General features: G+C 69.7%; 20 protein-coding genes and 1 tRNA gene. 16 read left to right on the forward strand and 5 right to left on the reverse strand.

From position 1 onward, the window contains the following. Window positions 1-47: 47 nt before the first annotated feature. The 13 genes from ACS5Q7_RS01920 to ACS5Q7_RS01980 all read left to right on the forward strand — a co-directional run bounded on the left by ACS5Q7_RS01920 (window position 48) and on the right by ACS5Q7_RS01980 (window position 13,901). The gene (locus ACS5Q7_RS01920; protein ID WP_478337729.1) at window positions 48-872 is read left to right on the forward strand and encodes an FAD binding domain-containing protein; all 825 of its coding nucleotides are present in this window, start codon (window positions 48-50) and stop codon (window positions 870-872) included. Beyond that, window positions 869-3,595, forward strand: coding sequence for a molybdopterin-dependent oxidoreductase (locus tag ACS5Q7_RS01925; protein WP_478337730.1), 2,727 nt, complete (start codon window positions 869-871; stop codon window positions 3,593-3,595). Before ACS5Q7_RS01920 ends, ACS5Q7_RS01925 begins: the two co-directional genes overlap by 4 nt. 177 nt (window positions 3,596-3,772) lie before the next feature. Continuing rightward, a complete protein-coding gene (locus tag ACS5Q7_RS01930; RefSeq protein ID WP_478337731.1) occupies window positions 3,773-3,997 on the forward strand; it encodes a hypothetical protein in 225 nt (74 codons plus the stop codon). Between the two features lie 201 nt (window positions 3,998-4,198). Beyond that, the gene (locus ACS5Q7_RS01935) at window positions 4,199-4,336 is read left to right on the forward strand and encodes a hypothetical protein (RefSeq protein ID WP_478337732.1); all 138 of its coding nucleotides are present in this window, start codon (window positions 4,199-4,201) and stop codon (window positions 4,334-4,336) included. Between the two features lie 75 nt (window positions 4,337-4,411). Beyond that, window positions 4,412-4,903 carry a DUF2721 domain-containing protein gene (locus ACS5Q7_RS01940; RefSeq protein WP_478337733.1) on the forward strand — a complete coding sequence of 164 codons (492 nt, stop codon included), beginning with the start codon at window positions 4,412-4,414 and terminating at the stop codon, window positions 4,901-4,903. A 117-nt stretch (window positions 4,904-5,020) separates the two neighbouring features. Next, on the forward strand, window positions 5,021-6,196 hold the full coding sequence (locus ACS5Q7_RS01945; RefSeq protein ID WP_478337734.1) for an alpha-hydroxy acid oxidase: 1,176 nt from the start codon (window positions 5,021-5,023) through the stop codon (window positions 6,194-6,196). A gap of 4 nt (window positions 6,197-6,200) precedes the next feature. Next, window positions 6,201-7,115, forward strand: a complete 915-nt coding sequence (locus tag ACS5Q7_RS01950; protein ID WP_478337735.1) for a LysR family transcriptional regulator — start codon at window positions 6,201-6,203, stop codon at window positions 7,113-7,115. Window positions 7,116-7,341: 226 nt separating this feature from the next. Further along, on the forward strand, window positions 7,342-8,559 hold the full coding sequence (locus ACS5Q7_RS01955) for a CaiB/BaiF CoA transferase family protein (protein ID WP_478337736.1): 1,218 nt from the start codon (window positions 7,342-7,344) through the stop codon (window positions 8,557-8,559). Next, entirely contained in the window at window positions 8,556-9,479 is a 924-nt protein-coding gene (locus ACS5Q7_RS01960) for a hydroxymethylglutaryl-CoA lyase (protein WP_478337737.1), read from the forward strand. Before ACS5Q7_RS01955 ends, ACS5Q7_RS01960 begins: the two co-directional genes overlap by 4 nt. Window positions 9,480-9,781: 302 nt before the next feature. Further along, entirely contained in the window at window positions 9,782-11,104 is a 1,323-nt protein-coding gene (locus tag ACS5Q7_RS01965) for an MFS transporter (RefSeq protein WP_478337738.1), read from the forward strand. Between the two features lie 74 nt (window positions 11,105-11,178). Next, a complete protein-coding gene (locus ACS5Q7_RS01970) occupies window positions 11,179-11,679 on the forward strand; it encodes a DUF427 domain-containing protein (RefSeq protein WP_478337739.1) in 501 nt (166 codons plus the stop codon). A 159-nt stretch (window positions 11,680-11,838) separates the two neighbouring features. Next, on the forward strand, window positions 11,839-13,143 hold the full coding sequence (locus ACS5Q7_RS01975; protein WP_478337740.1) for an alpha/beta hydrolase: 1,305 nt from the start codon (window positions 11,839-11,841) through the stop codon (window positions 13,141-13,143). A gap of 185 nt (window positions 13,144-13,328) precedes the next feature. Further along, window positions 13,329-13,901, forward strand: coding sequence for a cell wall hydrolase (locus tag ACS5Q7_RS01980; RefSeq protein ID WP_478337741.1), 573 nt, complete (start codon window positions 13,329-13,331; stop codon window positions 13,899-13,901). Between the two features lie 54 nt (window positions 13,902-13,955). Here ACS5Q7_RS01980 and ACS5Q7_RS01985 read toward each other — a convergent pair whose 3' ends face one another. Then, window positions 13,956-15,128: a DUF2336 domain-containing protein gene (locus ACS5Q7_RS01985; RefSeq protein WP_478337742.1), complete on the reverse strand. Its 1,173-nt coding sequence runs from the start codon at window positions 15,126-15,128 to the stop codon at window positions 13,956-13,958. Continuing rightward, window positions 15,125-15,937, reverse strand: a complete 813-nt coding sequence (locus tag ACS5Q7_RS01990) for a response regulator (RefSeq protein ID WP_478337743.1) — start codon at window positions 15,935-15,937, stop codon at window positions 15,125-15,127. The genes ACS5Q7_RS01985 and ACS5Q7_RS01990 overlap by 4 nt, the downstream gene beginning before the upstream one ends. A 464-nt stretch (window positions 15,938-16,401) precedes the next feature. On the opposite strand from ACS5Q7_RS01990, the gene ACS5Q7_RS01995 reads away from it, so the two are divergent. The 3 genes from ACS5Q7_RS01995 to ACS5Q7_RS02005 all read left to right on the forward strand — a co-directional run bounded on the left by ACS5Q7_RS01995 (window position 16,402) and on the right by ACS5Q7_RS02005 (window position 20,410). Then, the gene (locus tag ACS5Q7_RS01995) at window positions 16,402-16,821 is read left to right on the forward strand and encodes a CopG family transcriptional regulator (RefSeq protein WP_478338015.1); all 420 of its coding nucleotides are present in this window, start codon (window positions 16,402-16,404) and stop codon (window positions 16,819-16,821) included. Between the two features lie 83 nt (window positions 16,822-16,904). Next, window positions 16,905-18,188, forward strand: coding sequence for an extracellular catalytic domain type 1 short-chain-length polyhydroxyalkanoate depolymerase (locus ACS5Q7_RS02000; protein ID WP_478337744.1), 1,284 nt, complete (start codon window positions 16,905-16,907; stop codon window positions 18,186-18,188). Between the two features lie 92 nt (window positions 18,189-18,280). Next, window positions 18,281-20,410: a helicase-related protein gene (locus tag ACS5Q7_RS02005; RefSeq protein ID WP_478337745.1), complete on the forward strand. Its 2,130-nt coding sequence runs from the start codon at window positions 18,281-18,283 to the stop codon at window positions 20,408-20,410. Window positions 20,411-20,765: 355 nt separating this feature from the next. On the opposite strand, the gene ACS5Q7_RS02010 is transcribed toward ACS5Q7_RS02005, so the two are convergent. From ACS5Q7_RS02010 to ACS5Q7_RS02020, 3 genes are all read right to left on the reverse strand, one after another. Then, window positions 20,766-21,167, reverse strand: coding sequence for a hypothetical protein (locus ACS5Q7_RS02010; protein WP_478337746.1), 402 nt, complete (start codon window positions 21,165-21,167; stop codon window positions 20,766-20,768). 146 nt (window positions 21,168-21,313) lie between these two features. Then, window positions 21,314-21,388 (reverse strand) — tRNA-Thr (locus tag ACS5Q7_RS02015). Between the two features lie 104 nt (window positions 21,389-21,492). After that, a complete protein-coding gene (locus tag ACS5Q7_RS02020) occupies window positions 21,493-21,954 on the reverse strand; it encodes an NUDIX hydrolase (protein ID WP_478338016.1) in 462 nt (153 codons plus the stop codon). Between the last annotated feature and the right edge of the window lie 75 nt (window positions 21,955-22,029).

Consider the following 22,029-nt stretch of genomic DNA (forward strand, 5'->3'; position numbering starts at 1 on the left):
GGCAAGCAACTTGCCAGGGGAGGCCGGACAGTCTCCCCTGGGACGCCATGGACCTGCACACGATCGAAACGACGATCCGGCTCCGCAGCCGGTCGGACATGCCGGACTGGCGCGAGGGCGATGCGTGGCTCGCGGGCGGCACGTGGCTCTATTCCGAGCCGCAGCCGGCGCTCCGCCGCCTAATCGACCTGACGAGCCTCGGCTGGCCGCCGCATGAGAAGGGGCCGGACGGGCTGACGCTGGCCGCCACCTGCACCGTCTCCGCCCTCGAACGGCTGGAACTGCCCGCCGCCTGGATCGCCGCGCCGCTGGTGCGGCAATGCTGCCGGTCGCTGCTCGGCTCGTTCAAGGTGTGGAACGGGGCGACGGTCGGCGGCAACCTCTGCCTCGCCCTGCCGGCCGGGCCGATCATCGCCCTGACGACCGCCCTCGAAGGCACCTGCCTGCTCTGGGCGCCGGACGGGAGCGAGCGCCGCCTCACCGTGCCGGAGGTGGTGATCGGGCCGCAGCGCAACGCCCTGGCCCCCGGCGAGATCCTGCGCAGCGTCACCCTGCCGGCCTCGGCGCTCTCCAAGCGCACCGCCTTCCGGCGGATCAGCCTCAGCCCGCACGGGCGCTCGGGGGCGCTGCTCATCGGGACGCTCGGCGCGGATGGGGGCTTCGCCCTTACGGTCACGGCCTCGGTGCCGCGCCCCCTGCGCCTCGCCTTCCCGCGTGCCCCTGAGCGCGACGACCTGCTGCACGCGGTCGAGGCGGCGGTTCCCGAGGGCCTGTATTACGACGACGTGCACGGGCGCCCCGACTGGCGGCGCCACATGACCCTGCATTTCGCGGGCGAGATCCTGGCCGAACTGACGGAGGCACGGGCGTGAGGCTGACGGTCAACGGGCACGCGCACGAGGCCGACCCGCGCCCCGGCCAATGCCTGCGCACCTTCCTGCGCGAGGCCGGCTGGTTCGGGGTGAAGAAGGGCTGCGACGCGGGCGATTGCGGCGCCTGCACCGTCCATCTCGATGGCGAGCCGGTCCATTCCTGCCTCGTCCCGGCCTTCCGCGCCGAGGGCGCCGAGGTCACGACCATCGAGGGCCTGTCCGGCCCGTGCCGGCCGGGGGAATCCCCGGCGCCGAGCCATCCGGTGCAGGCGGGCTTCCTCGCCGCGCAGGGCTTCCAGTGCGGCTTCTGCACCCCCGGCATGGTGATGACCGCCGCCGCCCTGGACCAGGGACGGCGCCAGGATCTCGGCGACGCCCTCAAGGGCAACCTCTGCCGCTGCACCGGCTACGGGGCGATCCGCGACGCCATCGCGGGAATCGCGCGCGTCGAGGCGCCGGACGGGGCGTGCGTCGGCCGCTCCGTGCCGGCCCCGGCCGCGCCGCTGGTGGTGACGGGCACCGCCCGCTTCACCTTCGACATCCCCGAGGCCGGGATGCTGCACCTGAAGGTGCTGCGCTCGCCCCATGCCCATGCCCGGATCGTCGCCATCGACACCGGCCCCGCCCGCGCCGTGCCCGGCGTCGTGGCCGTGCTGACCCATGAGGACGCGCCCCCGCGCCGTTTCTCCACCGGGCGCCACGAGGACCCGCGCGACGACGCCGCCGACACGCTGGTGCTCGATCCCGTCGTGCGCTTCGCCGGCCAGCGCGTCGCGGCGGTGGTCGCCGAGACCGAGGCCGCCGCCGAGGCGGGCTGCCGGGCCCTTCGCGTCATCTACGAGGTGCTGCCCGCCCTGCTCGACCCCGCCCGCGCTCTCGACCCGGACACGCCCCGCGTCCACGGCGAGACCAACCTCGCGGCGGAGGTGCGCGGCGAAGTCGGCGACGTGGCCGCCGGCCTCGACGAGGCGGATCTCGTCTACGAGGAGACCTTCGTCTCGCAGCGGGTGCAGCACGCCCATCTCGAAACCCATGGCTGCGCCGGCTGGCGCGACGCGGACGGGCGCCTCACCCTGCGCACCAGCACGCAGGTGCCGTTCCTGACCCGCGACGCCCTCTGCGCCCTGTTCGATCTGCCCCGCGAGGAGATCCGCGTGGTGTGCGGGCGGGTCGGCGGCAGCTTCGGCGGCAAGCAGGAGATGCTGACCGAGGATCTGGTGGCGCTCGCCGTCCTCAAGACCGGCCGCCCGGTAAAGTGGGAGCTGACCCGGCAGGAGCAGTTCGCCGCGACGACGACGCGCCACCCGATGCGGGTGCGGGTGACGCTCGGCGCCAAGCGGGACGGGCGGCTCACCGCGATTGGTCTCGACGTGCTCTCCGAGACCGGCGCCTACGGCAACCATGCCGGCGGCGTGCTCCACCACGGCTGCAACGAGGTGCTGGCCGCCTATTCCTGCCCGAACAAGCGGGTGGAGGGGAGGGCGGTCCACACCCACACCCCGCCGGCGGGCGCCTTCCGGGGCTACGGCCTCAGCCAGACGATCTTCGCCCTCGAATCCGCCCTCGACGAGGTGGCGCGGCGGCTCGGCATCGATCCCTTCGCCCTGCGCCGGATCAACGCCGTGAAGCCCGGCGAGACGCTGATCGCCCACAGCCTGCACCCGCACGACGTGGTGTTCGGCAGCTACGGCCTCGACCAATGCCTCGACCTCGCCGAGGCGGCGCTGGCCGAGGATCCCGGCCCGGCCCCAGAGCCCGGCTGGCGCGTCGGCACCGGCATGGCGATGGCGATGCTCGATACGATTCCCCCGCGCGGCCACCACGCGGAGGCCTTCGCCGCGCTCCTGCCCGACGGCACCTATCGGCTCCGCACCGGCACCGCCGAGTTCGGCAACGGCAGCCAGACGATCCACCGCCAGTTCGCCGCGCAGGCGCTCCAGGCCGACCCGGCGCGGGTGCGGATCGAGGCCGCCGACACCGACGCGGTCGGGCACGATACCGGCGCCTATGGCTCGACCGGCACCGTCGTCGCGGGCCAAGCGGTCCACCGGGCCGCGCTGGCGCTCGCCGAGGCGATCCACGCGCGGGCGGCCGAGCGGACGGGCGTGGCGCCGGAGGAATGCCGCCTCGCGGACGGCGCCGTCGAGACGCCCAAGGGGCGCATCGCGCTCGCCGACCTCGCGCCGCTCGAAGCCTCCGGCCGGTCGAACGGAAGCCCGCGCTCGGTCGCCTTCAACGTCCAGGCCTTCCGGGTGGCGGTCCACCCGGTGAGCGGCGCCGTGCGCATCCTCACGAGCGTCCACGCCGCCGATGCGGGCGTGGTGATCAACCCGATGCAGTGCCGGGGGCAGGTGGAGGGCGGCGTGGCCCAGGCGCTCGGCGCCGCGCTCTACGAGGAGGTCGCCCTGGACGGGGAGGGCGCGGTGGCGACGCGGACCTTCCGCAACTACCACATCCCCGCCTGCGGCGACGTCCCGGACACGCGGGTCCTGTTCGCCCGAACCGACGATGCGGTCGGGCCGCTCGGGGCCAAGTCGATGAGCGAATCGCCCTTCAACCCGGTCGCGGCGGCGCTCGGCAACGCGATCCGCGACGCCACCGGCGCCCGCCTCACCGCCACGCCCTTCGCCCCGGACCGGATCTTCCGCGCCGTCGCGGCGGCGTGCGGTGAGGGTGAGCGCCGCCCCATTTCTGATCAGGTTCGTCCAGACCGGCGGCAATAGTCATGTCGCCGTGCTCGCAAACTGTTCTCCCGGTTTGTGTCGATTGCAGCGCGAGATGCGTTCTTCGCAGCTGCGAAATGACGGAATACATCATTCATCACCACAGGCATCGAATGATCGATTGACACTGTCGCTCGAAGCGGAGTGAATTGACGCGATAATTATAAGGGAGGCACTATGGCCAAGTTCACGCTGGGTATCATGGCCGATGGCGATGACGAGCCCGTCCGCCGCATCGCGATCTCGGCCGGCGACGAATCCTCGGCGCAGTTCGCTGCGAACGCAGCTTACGAGAAGGTTCGCGGGGAATATCCCGACGCGACCGAACTCCACCTGATGGATGGCGCCGGCCACACCTGGAACCGCTCCGTCGCCTCGACCGGCTGGTCCAGCCTGAACTGACCGGCCCCTCCCGAGACCTTCCACGCGCCGGATGGGATTGCCCGTCCGGCCGCGTTGTTCTGTGTATTCTCCTACAGTCCAGGGTTGACGCGCTGCGACAACGCCCAAGATCTCCCCTCGCACAAGCGTGGCCATTCTGGCGCAACGAGGTGGGGAATGGGGCAAGTGAAGGGGCCGCGGCCGAAGACGGATCTTCAGGCCGTGCAGAAAAGGGCGGGGACCGAGCTCATCGACCGCATGGGCATCCGCACGGAGGCCGAGCGGGCGGAGATCATGATCCGGGAGGCCCGCAAGGCGCGCCTCGCCGCGCAGGCCAAGGCGCTGGCCAAGACCGAATGACGACCCGGATGCCCTGATGCGCTAAAGCCCGTGCCGCCCGCCTTCCGAGCGGGCGCATCCGGGGATTTTCAGCGCATGGACCTGTTCGGCGGCGCCCTCAGCGTCAACTCGCCCGACGACATCGCCCACATCATCCAGGTCTCGCTCGCACCCGCCTTCCTGCTGACGGCGCTGGCGACGCTGCTCAACACCTTCTCGACCCGGCTCGCCCGGATCTCCGACAAGGTGAACGCGGCGGACCGGGAGATGCAGGCGGCGGACGAGGCGGCCGCGCGGGCGATCTCCGTACGGCTCGCCTTCCTCCACCGCCGCTCGATCCTCCTCGATTCGGCGGTGGTGCTGGCCTGCGTCGGGGCGGGGCTGGTGCTGAGCTCGATCCTCACCCTCTATGTCGGCGCCCTGCGCGAGGGCGCGGCGGCCTCGGTGCTGTTCGCGCTGTTCGGCCTCGCCCTGGTGTTCACCTTCATCGCTATCTGCGCCTTCCTGGCGGAGATCCTGCTCGCGGGGCGGGGTGTCCGCGTCGAGGTCGAGCGCCAGCGCGACGTCGCCTCGAAGCGCGGGGGCTGAGGCGCGGCGCCGCGCCTGGCCGCATGGCCGCCTGCCGGTATAGGGTGAGGAAAACACACCTCGCGCGATGCGGATGCCCCGGCCCCGGCATCGCGGCGAGACGGAGGACCACGCCCGATGGACGCCACCATCACCACGGTCGAAGATCTGCGCCGGATCGCCAAGCGGCGGGTGCCGCGGATGTTCTACGACTACGCCGATTCCGGCTCGTGGACCGAGGGCACCTACCGGGCGAACGAGGACGACTTCGCCGCGATCCAGTTCCGCCAGCGGGTGGCGGTGGACATGACGAACCGCACGCTCGCCACCACCATGGCCGGGCAGGCGGTGGCGATGCCCGTCGCCCTGGCGCCCACCGGCCTGACGGGGATGCAGCACGCGGACGGGGAGATCCTGGCCGCGCGGGCGGCGCAGGCCGCCGGGGTGCCGTTCACCCTCTCGACCATGAGCATCTGCAGCATCGAGGACGTGGCCGAGGCGGTCTCGGCGCCGTTCTGGTTCCAGCTGTATTTCATGCGCGACCGGGCCTTCAACGACAGGCTGATCGACAGGGCGGCGGCGGCGGGGTGCTCGGCGCTGGTGCTGACCCTCGACCTCCAGATCCTCGGGCAGCGCCACAAGGACATCCGCAACGGCCTCTCGGCGCCGCCGCGGCTGACGCCGTCCACGGTGCTCGACCTCCTCACCAAGCCGCGCTGGTGCCTGCAGATGCTCGGCACCAAGCGGCGGACGTTCCGCAACATCGTTGGCCATGTGGAGGGCGTCGGCGACACGCGCTCGATCTCGGCCTGGACCTCGCAGCAATTCGACCCGCGCCTCGATTGGGACGACGTGGCCCGCATCCGCGACCGCTGGAAGGGGCCGCTGATCCTGAAGGGCATCCTCGACGCGGAGGATGCCGAGCGGGCCGTCGCCACGGGGGCCGAGTCGCTGGTCGTCTCGAACCATGGCGGGCGGCAGCTCGACGGCGCGCCGTCCTCCATCGCGATCCTGCCGGAGATCGTGGAGGCGGTGGGCGCGCGCATCGAGGTGCTGATGGATGGCGGCATCCGCTCGGGGCAGGACGTGCTGAAGGCCGTGGCGCTCGGCGCCAAGGGCGTCTTCATCGGCCGCTCGTTCCTCTACGGGCTCGGCGCGGGCGGGGAGGCGGGCGTCGCCCGCTGCCTGGAGATCATCCGCAAGGAGCTCGACATGACGATGGCGCTGTGCGGCCATCGCGACATCCGCGCCATCGACCGCGCGATCCTGCGCCCGCCCCACGGGCCGGACCTCACGGCCGCCAGGATGGGTTGAGCCGGTGACGGGTCTTGCGACGCCATCCCTCCTCAACCGCCTCGATCTCAAGACCCTGCGCCTCTTCGTGGCGATCTGCGAGGACGGCACGCTGAACGGCGCCGCCCGGCGGGCCGCCATCGCGCCCTCGGCCGTCAGCAAGCGCCTCGCGGAACTGGAACGCGCGCTGGGTTGCGACCTGCTCATCCGCGAGCCCAGGGGGATGCGCCCCACCCCCGCCGGGGAGACCCTGCTCCACCACACCCGCCGGATGCTCGCGAGCGCCGAGCAGATCAGCCTCGAACTCGCCGAGCATGCCCGGGGCGTGCGCGGCTTCGTCCGGGTGCTCGCGAACCTCTCGGCCATCGTCGAGTTCCTGCCGGAGGACCTTCAGGCCTTCCTCGCCGCGCAGGGGGAGATCCGCGTCGACCTGGAGGAGCGCCCGAGCAGCGGCGTCGTCGCAGGGGTGGAGGAGGGTGCCGCCGACCTCGGCATCTGCGCGGGCGGCACCGACACCCGCTCGCTCGACGCCTACCCCTACCGGAGCGACCGCCTCGTCCTCGTCGTCCCGGACGGCCATCCGCTCGCCGGGCGGGATTCCGTGGCGCTCGCCGACACCCTCGATCACGACCATGTCGGGATGCACCGGGAAAGCTCGATCTACGCCGCCCTGCGCGACGAGGCCCGCCGCCTCGGGCGCCCCCTGAAGCTGCGCATCCACGTGCCGAGCTTCGACGCGATCTGCCGGATGGCGCAGGCCGGCATGGGGCTCGGCGTCGTGCCGGAGGGGGTCTACGCCCTGCTCGGGCCGCAGATGCGCGTCGCCGCCGTACCCCTCACCGACCCGTGGGCGCAGCGCACGCTCCTCCTCGTGGTCCGGCCGGGCGCCCTGACGCCCGCCCCCGCGCTGCTGTTCGACCACCTGCGGGCGGCGGGGTGAGACGGCCCCATCGCCTCAAGCCCGTCATTGCGAGCGAGAGCGAAGCAATCCAGGGATCCGCCACGGTTCGGCAACGTCCCGCTGCCCTGGATTGCTTCGCTGCGCTCGCAAAGACGGATACCGCCAGATTGCGTTCTCGTGGCGAGAACGCAGGTTGGCGCATGACGTTTAGACCCGACGGGCGCGATGAACTATTCCTCCATCAACAAATGATGGAGGAGCGCTCATGGCAAGCTCGGCAACCGCCCAGTCCCAGGGTCCGCTCGCTGGAATCCGCGTTCTCGAACTCGGCCAGCTGATCGCGGCACCGTTCGCCACCAAGATCCTCGCCGAATTCGGCGCCGAGGTCATCAAGGTCGAGCCGCCGAACGACGGCGACCCCCTGCGCAAGTGGCGCAAGATGCACGAGGGCACCTCGCTCTGGTGGTATCTTCAATCGCGCAACAAGAAGTCGATCGCGATCAACCTGAAATCGCCGGACGGCCTTGCGGTCGTGAAGGATCTCGTCCGCAGCGCCGACGTAGTGGTGGAGAACTTCCGCCCCGGCGGGCTGGAAAAGCTCGGCCTCGGCTGGGATGTGCTGCAAGCGCTGAACCCGAAACTGGTGATGGTCCGCATCTCCGGCTACGGCCAGACCGGCCCCTATCGCGACAGGCCGGGCTTCGGCGCCATCGGCGAGTCGATGGGCGGCATCCGCTTCACCACCGGTAGCCCGGATGCCCCGCCCGCCCGCGTCGGCGTGAGCATCGGCGACACCCTCGCCTCGCTGCACGGGGTGATCGGCGCCCTGATGGCGCTGCTCCACGTCAAGACCGGCGGCGGCGCCGGCCAGGTGATCGACGTCTCGCTCGTGGAGAGCGTGTTCAACGTCATGGAAAGCCTCGTCCCGGAATACGACCTGCTGGGCGAGGTCCGCACCCGCACCGGCGGGGCGCTGCCGGGCATCACGCCCTCGAACACCTATCCCACGAAGGACGGCGGCTACGTCGTCATCGCCGGCAATTCGGACCCGATCTTCCGGCGCCTGATGAATGCCATCGGCCGCCCGGACCTCGCGGAGGATCCGTCGCTGCGCGGCAATGACGGCCGCAGCGCCGTGGCGGCGATGCTCGACGGGGTGATCGCCGACTGGACGAAGGCGCGCAGCGTCGAGGAGGCCCTGGAGGTCCTCGACGGCGCCGACGTGCCGGCGGGCCGCATCTACTCGGTCGCCGACATCGTGGCCGACCCGCATTACGCCGCCCGCGACATGATCCTGGAGGCGGAACTGCCCGGCGGCACCACCGTGAAGATGCCGGGCATCGTGCCCAAGCTCTCCGGCACGCCGGGTTCGGTGCGCTGGCAGGGCCCCGCGCTCGGCGCCCACACGGACGACGTCCTGGCCAATCTCGGCCGCGACCCCGAGACCATCGCGCGCCTGCGCCGCGAGGGAGCCGTCCAATGAGCGGGGATGCCATGCTGATCCAGGAGGTCGCCACCCGCGACGGGTTCCAGATCGAGCCCGTCTTCGTGGCGACCGCCGACAAGATCGCCCTGATCGACGCCCTCTCGGCCGCCGGCTTCTCGCGGATCGAGGTCTCGTCCTTCGTCTCGCCGAAGGCCGTGCCTGCGCTCCGCGACGCCGCCGAGGTCTTCGCCGGCATCCGGCGGCGGCCCGGCACGGTCTACGTGGCGCTGGTGCCGAACCCCAAGGGCGCCGAGCGGGCGCTCGCCGCCAAGGTGGACGAGATCAACCTCGTCGCCTCCGTCAGCGAGACCCATAACCGCGCCAACATGGGCATGACGCCCGCCGCCTCGATCGAGGGCTTCGGCAAGATCATGGAGGCGGTGAAGGGTTCGGGCGTCTCCACCAACGCCACCGTCGCCACGGCCTTCGGCTGCCCCTTCGAGGGCGACCAGCCGGCGGACAAGGTGATGGCGCAGGTGGAGCGCTACCTCGCGCTGGGCGTCGAGAACGTCACCCTCGCCGACACGACCGGCATGGCCAACCCCCGGCAGGTCGAGGCCCTGGTCGCGAGGGCGCTGACCCTTGTGCCGGCCTCGAAGCTGACGCTCCACTTCCACAACACGCGCGGCCTCGGCCTCGCCAACGTGCTGGCCGCCTACACGGTCGGGGCGCGCCGGTTCGATGCGGCGCTGGGCGGCCTCGGCGGCTGTCCCTTCGCGCCGGGGGCCACGGGCAACATCTGCACCGAGGATCTCGCCAACATGGCGGAGGAGATGGGCATCGCGACGGGCCTCGACCTCGAGGCCCTGATCGGCCTCTCCCGCGATCTGCCGCGCCTCGTTGGGCACGACGTGCCGGGGCAGGTCGCCAAGGCCGGACGCCCTTCCGACCTGCACCCGATCCCGCACGCCGCCTGACGTCCCGTCATGCCTGTGGGGATCGTCACCCTCGCCGTCTTTGCGAGCGGAAGCGAAGCAATCCAGGGGCGGGAGTGCCGCTTCCGACCGTAGCGCGTCCCTGGATTGCTTCGCTTCGCTCGCAAGGACGGGGTGGCAGACGGCGACGGTCATGGACGCCCCGGTTCGCACCGATTCCCGCAAGGGAGAGTGAGAACGCGATCGAGGTTTGACGGACGCCGCTGCGGCGAACCGCAAGAACCCTTCCCCGGACGCCGCCACGAGAAGCGGTGCCGGGTGCCCGAAGTCTTGGAGGAAACGAAATGAGCGCCGTCAGCACCAGCCCGCTCGCGGGCGTGGCCGAAGTCACCGAGAGCAGCGTGGTCCGCAAGGCCGCGTGGCGGCTGATGCCGCTGATCATGATCTGCTACATGTTCGCGTTCTTCGACCGCATCAACATCAGCTTCGCGAAGTTCCAGCTCCAGAGCGACCTCGGCTTCAGCAACGTCGCCTACGGGCTTGGGGCGAGCATGTTCGTCATCGGCTACGTGATCTTCGAGGTGCCCTCGAACCTGTTCCTCTACAAGGTCGGGGCGCGGCGCTGGATCGCCCGCATCATGATCTCCTGGGGCATCGCCACGGCGCTCATGGTGTTCATCAGCACCGAGTGGCAGTTCTACGCCCTGCGCTTCCTCATCGGCGCCATGGAAGCGGGCTTCGCGCCGGGCATCCTCTATTACCTCACCCTGTGGTTCCCGGCCTCGTTCCGCGGCCGCGTCACCTCCTTCATGTTCGTCGCCTCGGCCTTCTCCGGAATCTTCGGCGCGCCCATCGCGGGCCTGATCCTCGGCGGGCTCAACGGCGTGGCCGGTCTCGCCGGCTGGCAATGGCTGTTCCTGGCCGGCGGCCTGCCCTGCCTCCTCCTCGGGGTACTGGTGTTCCTGCGCCTCGACGACCGGATCTCCGACGCCCGCTGGCTGACGCAGCAGGAGAAGGATCTCCTCTCCTCGAAGATCGCCCACCACAACCGCGATATCGGCGACCATTCCCTCTGGGGCGCGATCAAGCTGCCGGGCTTCCTGCTCATCGCGCTGGTCTACTTCCTGCTCCAGATCGGCTCCTACGGCCTGAACTTCTGGGGGCCGGACCTCATCAAGACCGCCACGGGCGGGTCGGCGGCCTCGGTCGGCTTCCTCACCGCCATCCCCTACATCTGCGGCGCGATCAGCATGGTCGTCGTCGGGCGCCTGTCCGACGCCTCGGGCGAGCGGCCGAAATTCGTCGCCGGCCTCGCCATCGCGGCGGCCCTCGGCTTCTTCGCCGCCGGCCTGTTCGACAAGCAGATCGTGCCCCTGATGATCGCCCTGGCCCTGGTCGGCTCCGGCATCGTCGCCTCGATCCCGACCTTCTGGACCCTGCCGGCCAAGCTCGTCACCGGCGTCGGCGCGGCGGGGGGCATCGCCCTCATCAACACGCTCGGCCAGTTCGGCGGCATCGTCAGCCCCGTGGCGGTCGGCTGGGTGAAGGACCTCACCGGCTCCACCACCCCGGCCCTCTACGGGATCGGCGTGCTCTGCCTCGTCGCGGCGGCGCTGCTCCTGTTCGCCACCCCGGCGAGCCTGCGCCGGAACGATCGCGGTCTCTGATCCCGCGCCGCATTCCTCTCAGGGTGCGGCGCCCTACATGATGCTATGGCGTTCCTCTCAGGACCCGCATGCCCATGGCGACCTATCCGAATCCCCTTCCCGTCGGACCCGGACAGGAGAGCGTGTGGGATTACCCGCGCCCACCCCGGCTGGAATCCGTGCCGGAGCGCCTGCGCATCGTCTTCGACGGCATGACCATCGCCGACACCACGCGCGGCTGGCGGGTGCTGGAGACGAGCCATCCGCCGACCTACTACATCCCGCCGGAGGACATCGCCTCCGGCAGCCTCGCCCGGATCGCCAGCGGCAGCTTCTGCGAGTGGAAGGGCAGGGCGATCCATTTCGACGTGGTCGGGCCGACCCGCCGGGCGCCGCAAGCGGCCTGGGCCTACCCCACCCCGACCCCGGACTTCGCGGGAATCGCCAACCACGTCGCCTTCTATGCGGCGCCGATGGATTCCTGCCATGTCGGCGACGACCTGGTGACGCCCCAGCCCGGCGGCTTCTACGGCGGCTGGATCACCCCGCGCATCGTCGGCCCGTTCAAGGGCGGGCCGGGCAGTCAGGGCTGGTGACGGCGGCTGTCACCACCTTGCCGCACTCGCGCGGCATTGAAACTACCAGTATCGCCGTTCCATTGACCAATGGCGCTCTCATTGCGATGACGGATTGAATAACGACGCCGCGTTACGGCGCATCTTGCTCTCGCCGCTCGCGAAGTCAGAGTTCGAATCATGCAATCCGACGCGATGAGCGCCGGACCCGAGCGGCGACGCCACCCCGTCCGGGCGAAGCCCATCGCGTTCACGCCGCCCCTGGCCTCGCGGGAGCCGACCGGGCCGATCGCGCGGCGGCTCCTGTTCTACGTGCCGGGCTACGATCCCGAATCCGAGCGCCGCTACCGCGCCCTGTTCATGCGCGAGATCCGCCGTTACGCGAAGAACTTCGGCGTCGCGATGCCGAAGATCGGCCGCCCGGTGGCGAGCGCGTGCGGCAATCGCCAGACCTGGATCGTGGAGACCGGCGGCGGCGCCACCCGGACGGAGTACGAATTGCTCCTGTGGAGCGACCTCGTGCGCGAGGATATGCGCAGGCCCTACACGTTGGGCGCCTGCCTCAACGTCTGGGCCGTGCTGAACGTCGCCGCCAACGGCACGCTGGCGCGTATCTACCGCGCCAACTGGAAGTGCGGGAACGTCATCCTGTACCCGTTCGTGATGTCGTTCGTGCTGCTGGCGATCCTGCTCGTCGCCAGCTTCGCCGGGCACGGCGTGCTGCGGCACGGGTTCTGCCTGCCGACGGAGATCGCCCTGCTGGCGGGGGTCGTCGCCGCCTGTTTCGGCCTGAAGACTCTGGCGCCGCGCCTCGACCGCGCCTTCCTCTGGCAGTTGATGCACGATTGCACCTTCCACTGGCGGCACGCGTGCGGGAAACGGCCGGATTACGAGGCGCGGCTCGACGCCTTCGCCGAGCACATGCTCGCCCGCATCCGGGAGAGCGAGGCGGACGAGGTGATGATCGTCGGCCATTCGACCGGTGGCCTGACCGCCGTGGAACTCGCCGACCGCCTCCTCGCCAAGAATCCCTCGCTTGGAAAGACGAGCCCCGTCCTCTCGCTGCTGACCCTCGGTTCGAGCCTGCCGGTCGTGGCGCTGCAGCCCGGCGCCCGCGCGACGCGGGCGGCCGTCGCGACCCTCGCGACCTCACGCCGCCTGACCTGGGTCGATTACCAGGCCCCGCAGGATTGGATGAACTTCCCCGGCTTCCACCCGGCGCACGATCTGCCCCTCGGCCTCTCTGAGGACACGATGGCGAACCCGATCATCCGCTCGGCGAAGTTCACCGAGATCATCGACGCGCAGACCTACAAGAGCATCCGCCTGCGCCCCTTCCGGATGCACTTCCAGTTCCTGATGGCGAACGACCATCCCGGCGTGTTCGACATCTTCGCCCTGACCCTCGGACCGAAGAGCCTGCGCGACCGGGTGCTCGGCGAAGATGCCTCGCTCCTCGGCACGCCTGCGGTCGCGCACACCTGACGGCGTCGAAAAGGCGGCCCAGGGCCCGATCCCGCGGTTGCCCCCAGCCACACGCCTAAGATGATCGACCTGCCACATCATCGCCCAGAAGTGGCGCTTAAGCTCGGCCTTATCGGGGACGTCGAGGCCGACATCGCGCAATCCGGGAAGCATCGCCTTTCCGGACAAGGGGAGAGCGAAGCTGCATGCGGAGTGTTGAGGCGACCTCATCGATAGCCCGTCTCGGCGTGATTCTCCTCGGCGCGGGCTTGAGCGCCTGCAATACGGCCAACCCGGCCGTGACAGGCGGCCTGCCGATCCAGAGGACCGCCCTGCAGGTGAGCGACGCCGAACGCGACTGCCTCGGGCGCGCCATGTACTTCGAATCCAAGCGGAACGACGCCGAGGGCCTGCTGGCGGTGGGCACGGTCGTGATGAACCGCATGGAGGCCGCGATGTTTCCGGGCGGCATCTGCGCGGTCGTAGGGCAGCCTGGCCAGTTCGCGACCGGCGTGCTGACGAAGCCGATGCAGGAGAAGGACCTCGACAAGGTCGCGGAGGTCACCGACGCGGTCCTGGCGGGCGAGCGGCATCCCAAGGTCGGAAAGGCGATGTTCTTCCACACCGCCGGCTACCATTTCCCCTACAAGAACATGCACTACGTCGCGGCCGCCGGTGGCAACGTCTTCTACGAGAAGACGACCCGGACGCAGACCGCGACTCCGTTCGCGGCATCACAGCCGCCGACGACCGCAACTGTCGCGTCGGCCGCTCAGTAAGGCCGGCGTTTCGGCAGGGCCGGGCCAGCCGGCCTTCTCGTGCGCCCGAACGCGCTACGAGGCGCCGTCGGTTCGGTCATGATGCCAATCGTCGCTCGCCGCGGCGGCGATGAAGGCGCCCGTCCCGGATTGGATCGACGCGTAGCGCGCGACCATGCGGGCCGTTCGCGGTCCGATCTCGAAATGCAGTCGATGGGCGATCCCGAGGCATTCGGGGGATACGACGCCTTTGGCCGCGACCTGCAGCAGCGCCTTCAGCAGCGACCACGGGTGGCCGAGCCCGCGCATGACGATCGTGAGGGCATGAGGCGTCGGCGCATCGCGGCAGGCGATCAGCACGGCGACCGGCAGATCCATATCCTTCGCCAGGGTCGCCAGCACGTCTTCGTGCCGGCGGCGAAAGAGCCAATCCGCGATGGTCGATGAGCTCGTTGGCTTCGCCCCCGGATCCATGCCGGCGACGGCGACCGAGGCGGCGTGGCGGCTGAGGTCGTCGGGGGATACCGGCGTGAGGAAGGTCCGCGCGACATGGTCCAGGAGCGTGTCGGCTTCCCCGCCGCTGAATTCTCCCTCCTCGGTGAGGGCCTGCGACGCCGCTTGCCGCGCGATGGCCGCCAGGGTGGCCCGGCCGGATTCGGAGAGATCGGCCCGGTTCGCCAGCGCGAGCATGAGCGGAAGCGAGCCGGCGGCGGCCGTGAGAAGGCCGTCCAGCGCTTCCACGGGCACGCTCGCTCCCGGATTGGTGAGCAGCGCCGTCGCGACGGTCGGGTCCCTGCCTTGGAGGAGGTTTTCCGCCACGCCCGGACCGAGGGTGCGCCGCCGGGCGATGGCCGCCTGTTGCGCGCGCCCGACACTCTGGATGATGCCAAGCAGCCATTCGTCGTCGAAGCTGGGACAATGCTCCAGAAGCGACAGCGAGACGGCGGGGGAGGGATCGCGGGCCAAGCGGGTGGTCGTGATCCGGGGCGCGCGCCGGAGGGGCATCAGGCATTGGGCGAAGGTCTCGCGGGCCTCCAGATCGACCTGATCGAGCAGGCTGGCCAGAAGGCGATCGAAGCCCGGCTTGTCCGCAACCGGCAGCCGCGACCAATGTCGCGTGAGGGCCGCCGCCGAACAGACCACCAGCTCGGATTGCCGCGCGCGATCCTTGCTGATGATCGCGGCTTCGATGTCGCGCACCAGCAGATCGAGACGCGGCAACCGCCCGCCGCCGGGAGAGGCGCTCATCGCGCCCCCGAAGCCGCCGCGACGTCGTTCTCGTGGCTTTCGTACTCCTTCCGCAGCGCTTCCAGGAGATAGGGCTGCCACAGGCCGTAGGTCTCGTAGACGGCCCGGTCGATGTCGGTCGCGGTGAAGGGGAGGCGCAGAGTGGTGCTGGCGCCGAACAGCGAGAGCTTCGACGCGGGCGTTTCCTCGGTCCGCCCGACCGCCATGACGATGCGTGTCCCCGTTCCGAGGGCGTCGATCCGGCAGGCGACTTCGGATGGCGGCATATCGGGGATGGAGGGTCCGATCACCACGAGATCGATGGGCTGCGCCGTCGCCATCTTCACGGCGGTGCGGCCGTCCTTGGCCTCGATCACGTGGAAGCGGAATGAGGTCGCGGCGAAGATCTGCTGCGCGACCTGCCGGGTCTTCGATCCGGGCTCCACGAAGAGAAGCGTGAGATCCCGGCACAGGAAGGCGGCGGCCTGCAGCACATGCCTGACATTCCGCTGGCCGAGCGGCTTCAAGAGGACATCGTAGGCATTGAGGCGCCGCGCGATCGTCGGCCACCGCGCCGCCAGCAGATCCGCCACGAGGACGATCACGCTGTGGACGCCCGCATTCGCGCGCCAGGTGGTGATCATCTCGGCATTCGTGCCCGGCAGGATCGTCTCGATGAAGAGAATGTCCGGGGAGGTCTCGGTGATCGCCCGTTGCAACTCCAGGCCGTTGGTGGCTTCCCGAACACAGGCGTTCGGCAGAACAGCGACAATCGCTTCCAGAAGCGTCAGTCGGGTTTCCTCGTCAGCATCCGCAATCAGAATATTCATGAAGCCACCTTCATATTTGTAATTCTATGTAAGGCAGCGCCGGGTCTGTTTCAGGAATATCCGTGTCGAGTTGGTCGTCGACGCGGCAACACGTCGGTCCAACGAGGCTCCATCGCTGAATGGCCGGCGGGTTCTCAAGGCTGATTCTCTGTGATCGTCAGCGTAGGCTCGCGGTCGCGAATCCGACAATGCTTGCACGACGGATCTTAAATTTATTCATACCTCGCCGAGAAAGACGGAGACTGAAAAGCGGACCAGTCGCTCCCGGCCCAACCCTGTCATGCCGTCGAGGATGCGAACCTGCCGGAAGCGCGTGGGCCGATCGGCGAGCAGGCCCCCGCCATCGTCCTTGCGAGCGCGAGCGATGCAATCCTAGGACGCGCCCTGACCGCCCTGGCCCTTGTACGCGACCCGGACGTACCCATCTCTTGACCATCCAACCGGATGGCTTGAGGATGGCGAGGATGGAAGACAATGTACGCGAGCTGCGTCCGAAACTCCCGGACAGCGAGAAGCTGACGATCAATCTCGGCTTCGTCGATCTCGGCCATATCGACCTGATGGTCCGCGACGGCTTCTATGCCAACCGGGCCGATTTCATCCGCACCGCCGTGCGCAACCAGATCGAGCGCCAAGGCGAGGCGGTGAAGCAATCCGTCAGCCGCAAGCGGTTGCAACTCGGCCTGTCGCACTACTCCAGGCAGGTTCTGGAAGCGGCCCGGGATGCCGGGGCGCCGATCCATATCCAGGTGCTCGGCTTGGCCAGCATTGCCCTGGACGTCACCCCGGACCTCGCGCGCGCCGCCATCGCCTCGGTCGAGGTGCTCGGCGCCTTCCAAGCCAGTCCCGCGGTCAAGGCCGCCTTGGCCGACCGCATTACCTGACACGACCCCCACCGAGCACGACGCTCCCGCGGAGGAGGCCGGGCATCCCGCACCGTCCACCTCGCGCCCCAGGATCAGCCCCGATGAACGCGTTTCCGAAGATGGACTTCTCCTCGTTCGCCATGCCGAAGCTCGACCCGGCACGCACCGCGCGGATGATGGACAAGATGGCCAAGCTGCAGCAGCAGCACGCGGCGGCTTACGCCAAATGGGCCGAGGTCCGGCGGGCCGCGACCGCTGCGACCGCCGCGCAGGCGACGGGGGCGCATGAGGGCGAGACGATCGACATGCTCGCGCCCTCCACGCCCGGCGGGGCCTGGACCGCGCCGAATGCCGCCCCGGGCGGCTCTCCGCACAAGCCGGCCTTCACGGCTCCCCAGGGCGACATCGCCGCGGATGTCATGCGCACGATCAAGGAGGCGCTGGCCAAGGGCGGTGTCGGGAATGGCGTGGGCGCGGGTTTCGAGCGCGGCCTCGGAGGCTCGGTGCCGGCGGCGCCGCTCCCGGACGGGGCACGCTTCGAGACGCGCAGCTTCGCCAGTTCGGTCGGCAGCCGGACCTACAAGGTCTACGTGCCGAGCACCTATACCGGTCAATCGCTCCCGGTCGTGGTGATGCTCCACGGCTGTACCCAGAACCCGGACGACTTCGCCCGTGGCACCCGCATGAACGCCGTGGCCGAAGAGCGGTCGTTCCTCGTGGTGTACCCGGAGCAGCCGCGCTCGGCCAACATGCAGCGCTGCTGGAATTGGTACGAACCGGGCGACCAGCAGCGCGAGGGCGGCGAGCCGGCGCTGATCGCCGGCATCGTCCGAGAGGTCATCGCGGAGTTCTCGGCCGACGAGACCCGTGTCTATGCCGCGGGTCTTTCGGCGGGCGGGGCTGCGGCGGCGATCCTCGCCGCGACGTATCCGGACCTGTTCGCGGCGGTGGGCGTCCATTCCGGGCTGGCGTGCGGCGCGGCCCGCGATGTGCCCTCGGCCTTCGCCGCGATGCGGGGGGACGGCGTCGGCGCGTCCAAGGACAAGCGACACGCGGTTCCGACGATCGTGTTCCACGGCGACGGCGACAAGACCGTGAACGTGGCCAACGGGGATCGGGTCGCCGCCCAGGGACCGTCCGGGCCGGGCCTCACCCAAGCGGTGAACGAGGGGCGGACGACGGACGGTGTCGCCTACACCCGCACGGTGCGGACGGACGCCGAAGGCCGTGCGGTGCTGGAGCAGTGGGTCCTGCATGGGACCGGCCACGCGTGGTCCGGCGGCGATCCGGCAGGATCCTTCACCGACAACCGGGGCCCCGACGCGAGCCGGGAGATGGTCCGGTTCTTCCTGGCCCATGCCGGCACGGCGGGCGCCACGCGCTGATAGGCTCGACCGGGGAGCGGCTTCAACCGCTCCCCGTTCGTTCAGAGCCGCCGCCTCCTTGATCTGCGGCGGCGCGACCGAGAAGGTGGTGCATGGCCCGAAAGCGCAACCACCTGACGACCGATCTCCTAGCGGACGCCCTGCATCGGCTCGGCATCGGCGCCGGAGCGGTGGACCGCGAGGCTCTGCGCCTTCGCCTGGACTTGCCCGAGCACAACGGCTTCGTCGAGGACGACGCGGTCGCGGCCGCACTTCGGGATGGCCGTGCACGACGCGCCTTCGTCGAGACAGGCGTTCCCGTCCTTCGCGCGGCGATCCCGGCGCTGCGTTTCGAACCTGGACGCGACGACACCCCGGTCTGGCGGCTTCGGGTGAGCATCCCGCTCCTAGACGACGGCCGCCTCGATCTGCGCATCGACGTTCCACCCGGGGAGGCCGCCGCAGAGATCCTGACCGAGATGGCGTTGGGCGGCGACCCGGCGCGACGGCTGGACGGCCTGCGCGCGGCGCTCGCCGCGACCGACACGGAACTCAAGGGCCGGTTGCGTCAGGCGGTCGCCCGGCTGCGCCTCCAGATCAGCGACGACCTGCACGAGACCGGTGCGGACGCGCCGACCTACATCGCCCATCTCGATCGGTCGCTCCGCGCGCGGATCTTCACGCCGTCGCCGAACCTCACGCACGTCATCGGCGACACGCTCAAGACCGTCCGTACCCGGGCGAAGGTGGTGGCGCGCGAGGAATCCGGCCGGCGGCGCCTGCGCGACCGGGTCGGCTTCGGCGGCTACATCGACAAGTTCGTGCCGGCCCGCCGGCTGAACCGGCGGATCGTCTTCCACATGGGGCCGACCAATTCCGGCAAGACCTACGCGGCGCTCGAAGCGCTGACGAAGGCGCCGACCGGCACGTATCTCGCGCCGCTCCGGCTGCTCGCGCTGGAGAATTACGAGGCGCTGCTGGAGCGAGGGCTTCGCGCCGGCATGATCACCGGCGAGGAGGTTCTGGGCGAGCCCGATCCCAGCCATACCGCGCGGACCATCGAAACGGCGGATCTGCGCCGGCCCGTCGACGTCGCGGTGATCGACGAGATCCAGATGCTGTCCGACCCCGATCGCGGCTGGGCCTGGACCAACGCCCTGTTCGGGATTCCGGCGAAGACGGTGATCGTCTGCGGCTCGGACGATGCCCTGTCGCATGTCCGCCGCGCGGCGGAGGCGGCCGGCGAATCCCTCGACGTGGTGAGTTTCGCGCGCAAGACGCCGCTGGTGGCGCTGGACGCCCCCGCCCCCCTCGACGCCGTGCAGCCGGGGGACGCCGTCGTCGCCTTCTCGCGCCGGGCCGTCCACGAGATCCGCGAGACCCTCGTGGCGGAGGGGCGGAGCGTCGCGACGATCTACGGCGCCCTGTCGCCGGAGGTGCGCCGCGCCGAGGCGCGCCGGTTCCGCGACGGCGAGGCCGAGGCGCTGGTCACCACCGATGCGATCGGCATGGGCCTCAACCTCGGGCCGCTCAAGCGCGTGATCTTCTCGGCGGTGACGAAGTGGGACGGCACGGCGACGCGCCCCCTCACCAACCCCGAGATCCGCCAGATCGCCGGCCGGGCCGGACGCTTCGGCCATCAGGACGAGGGGCACGTCTCGGCGACGGACGAGACGAGCCTCGGGCCGATCCGCGACGCCCTCGCCGGCGCCCCGACGGCGCCCGCCGCCGACACCCGGTTCTATGTTAGGCCGGACCTGATCGCGATCGAGGCGGCGGCCCAGGAGCTTGGCACCGCATCGCTCGCCGAGGTGCTGATGCACTTCTCACGCGCCACCTTCTACGACGGCTCGCCGTTCCAGCCCTCCGAGATGGAGGAGGCCCTGGAGGCCACGCGCGCCGTCGACACGGCACGGCTGCCGATCCGCGAGGCTTTCGCCTTCGCGGTGGCTCCGATCGACCGGCGGGACGCCGCGTCCAAGGCTGTCCTGGACCGCTGGGTCCAGGCCCGCGCCGCCGGCACGTTCGTCCCCGCGTTGCGCGCCCGGGTCGACGGTGAACTCGACGACCTCGAGCGGACGGTCAAACTCGCCGCCGCCTATCTCTGGCTCGGCCGACGCTTCCCCGACACGTTCGACGAGATCGAGGCGACGAAGGCCCTGCGCAGCCGTGCCAATGCCGCGATCGAGGCGCACCTTCAGGAAACGGCCTCGCGCCGGGTCGTCGCGGACCTGAAACGGTAAGTCGCCTTTCCAACGGCGCGCAGACCATGCGGTCGCGTTTTCGCGTGACCGAGACCGGACCTTTCACGACCGCTGACTGAGCGTTGCCGCCGCTCGAACGTGTTCGAGATATTCGTCTCACGCCGCGTCAACCGTCTTTGCGAACGGCGGCAGGCTCGCCAAGCATCCCGCGAACGAGTTGGTTCAGCCAGACTTTTCCAGATCTTCCCCTCATCCTGAGGTGCGGCGAAGCCGCCTCGAAGGAGGGCTCCAGGGATTGCGCGGCAGGCTGGAGCCCTCCTTCGAGGCCCGCTGACGCGGGCACCTCAGGATGAGGTGAGTGGGTGGGGCCGCCTCAACGTGATCCGTCACCGCGCTATGTCACGACGGCAAGGCAATCACCGATCCGATCGAGAAGTCGGTCGATCGTCTGCGCCAGATCATTCGCTTCGTCGCGCCAGCAGGCAGCACCATGGTCGGCGCCCCCGCCGGTTCGTGTCCGACCGTCGAGGTCGTTGTAGGTCGCCAACCGATAGGCATGAAGGTCGACGATGCAGGCGTCCGCAATACTCGTGGACTTCTTGATGTCTATAGCAGTCATGTCGAAACCGCGACTACGCATACACTGGAACAAGAAATCGGTAGATTTGGATTTTCGACCGACAAGACGATCGTATCCGCCTAATGCGAATATGTCGTAAAGGAAATTCCGCCGTTTGCCTTGGCCGGGTCTCACTGCCGATGCAGACCATTGCCCATTCGGCTGGGGGTGATCCACCCTGGGCTCGGCCTCGAGAAGCGAGCCAACCCCGTCTTTCCGGCGCCACAAGGGGATGGATGCGCCATGCAAAGGACCATTGTGCAGCGGTGGGCCGCCAGATCCTCAATGATATCGCTAATTGACTGATGCCTAAGGGATTAGGCTGGTGCTGCGAGAGAGGATTGAACTCTCGACCTCTTCATTACCAATGAAGTGCTCTACCACTGAGCTACCGCAGCATCTGGCATCCCCTCGGGGATGCGGGGCAGATCGGAGGCCGCTGGGGCCGTTCCGTCCACGCGAGAGGGGCCATACCGGATCGAAACGGCCTTGGCAACGCCAGTTATGCGTCCAGCCGCATCTCCGGAAGAACCGGACGTTGCAACACCGCCCGGATGATCGCCGCGAGGCCGGGCTCCGTTACCGCCTCCGCCGCCTCGGCCGGCGTGAACCAGCGCAGCTCGCGCTGATGCACCTCGGGAAAATGCTTCAGCTGCTTGCGCACCCGCAGCGGAAACACCTTCACCTGACAGGTGACGGCCTCAAGGTTCTTCAGGCGCTTTTCGTAGAGGTAATAGCCAAGAGGGCGCTTGCCGACCGAACCGCGCAGGCCCGCCTCCTCATAGGCCTCCTGCGCCGCCGCCTCGAAGGGTTTGCGGCCCTTCATCGGCCAGCCCTTCGGGATCACCCAGCGGCGGCTCTCCCGCGACGTGACCAGCAGGACCTTCATCGCGCCGTCACGCCCACGGCGAATGGGCAGCACGCCGACTTGGCGTCGTGGCTCGTCCGCATCGTCGAGGGACAGATCCGAAGGCTTCAGCCGGCGTACGGACGGCTTGGCAAGCTGTGCGGCGATCGAACTGTCCTCCCAACGGGCGCC

The sequence above is a fragment of the Methylobacterium sp. Gmos3 genome, assembly GCF_056430985.1.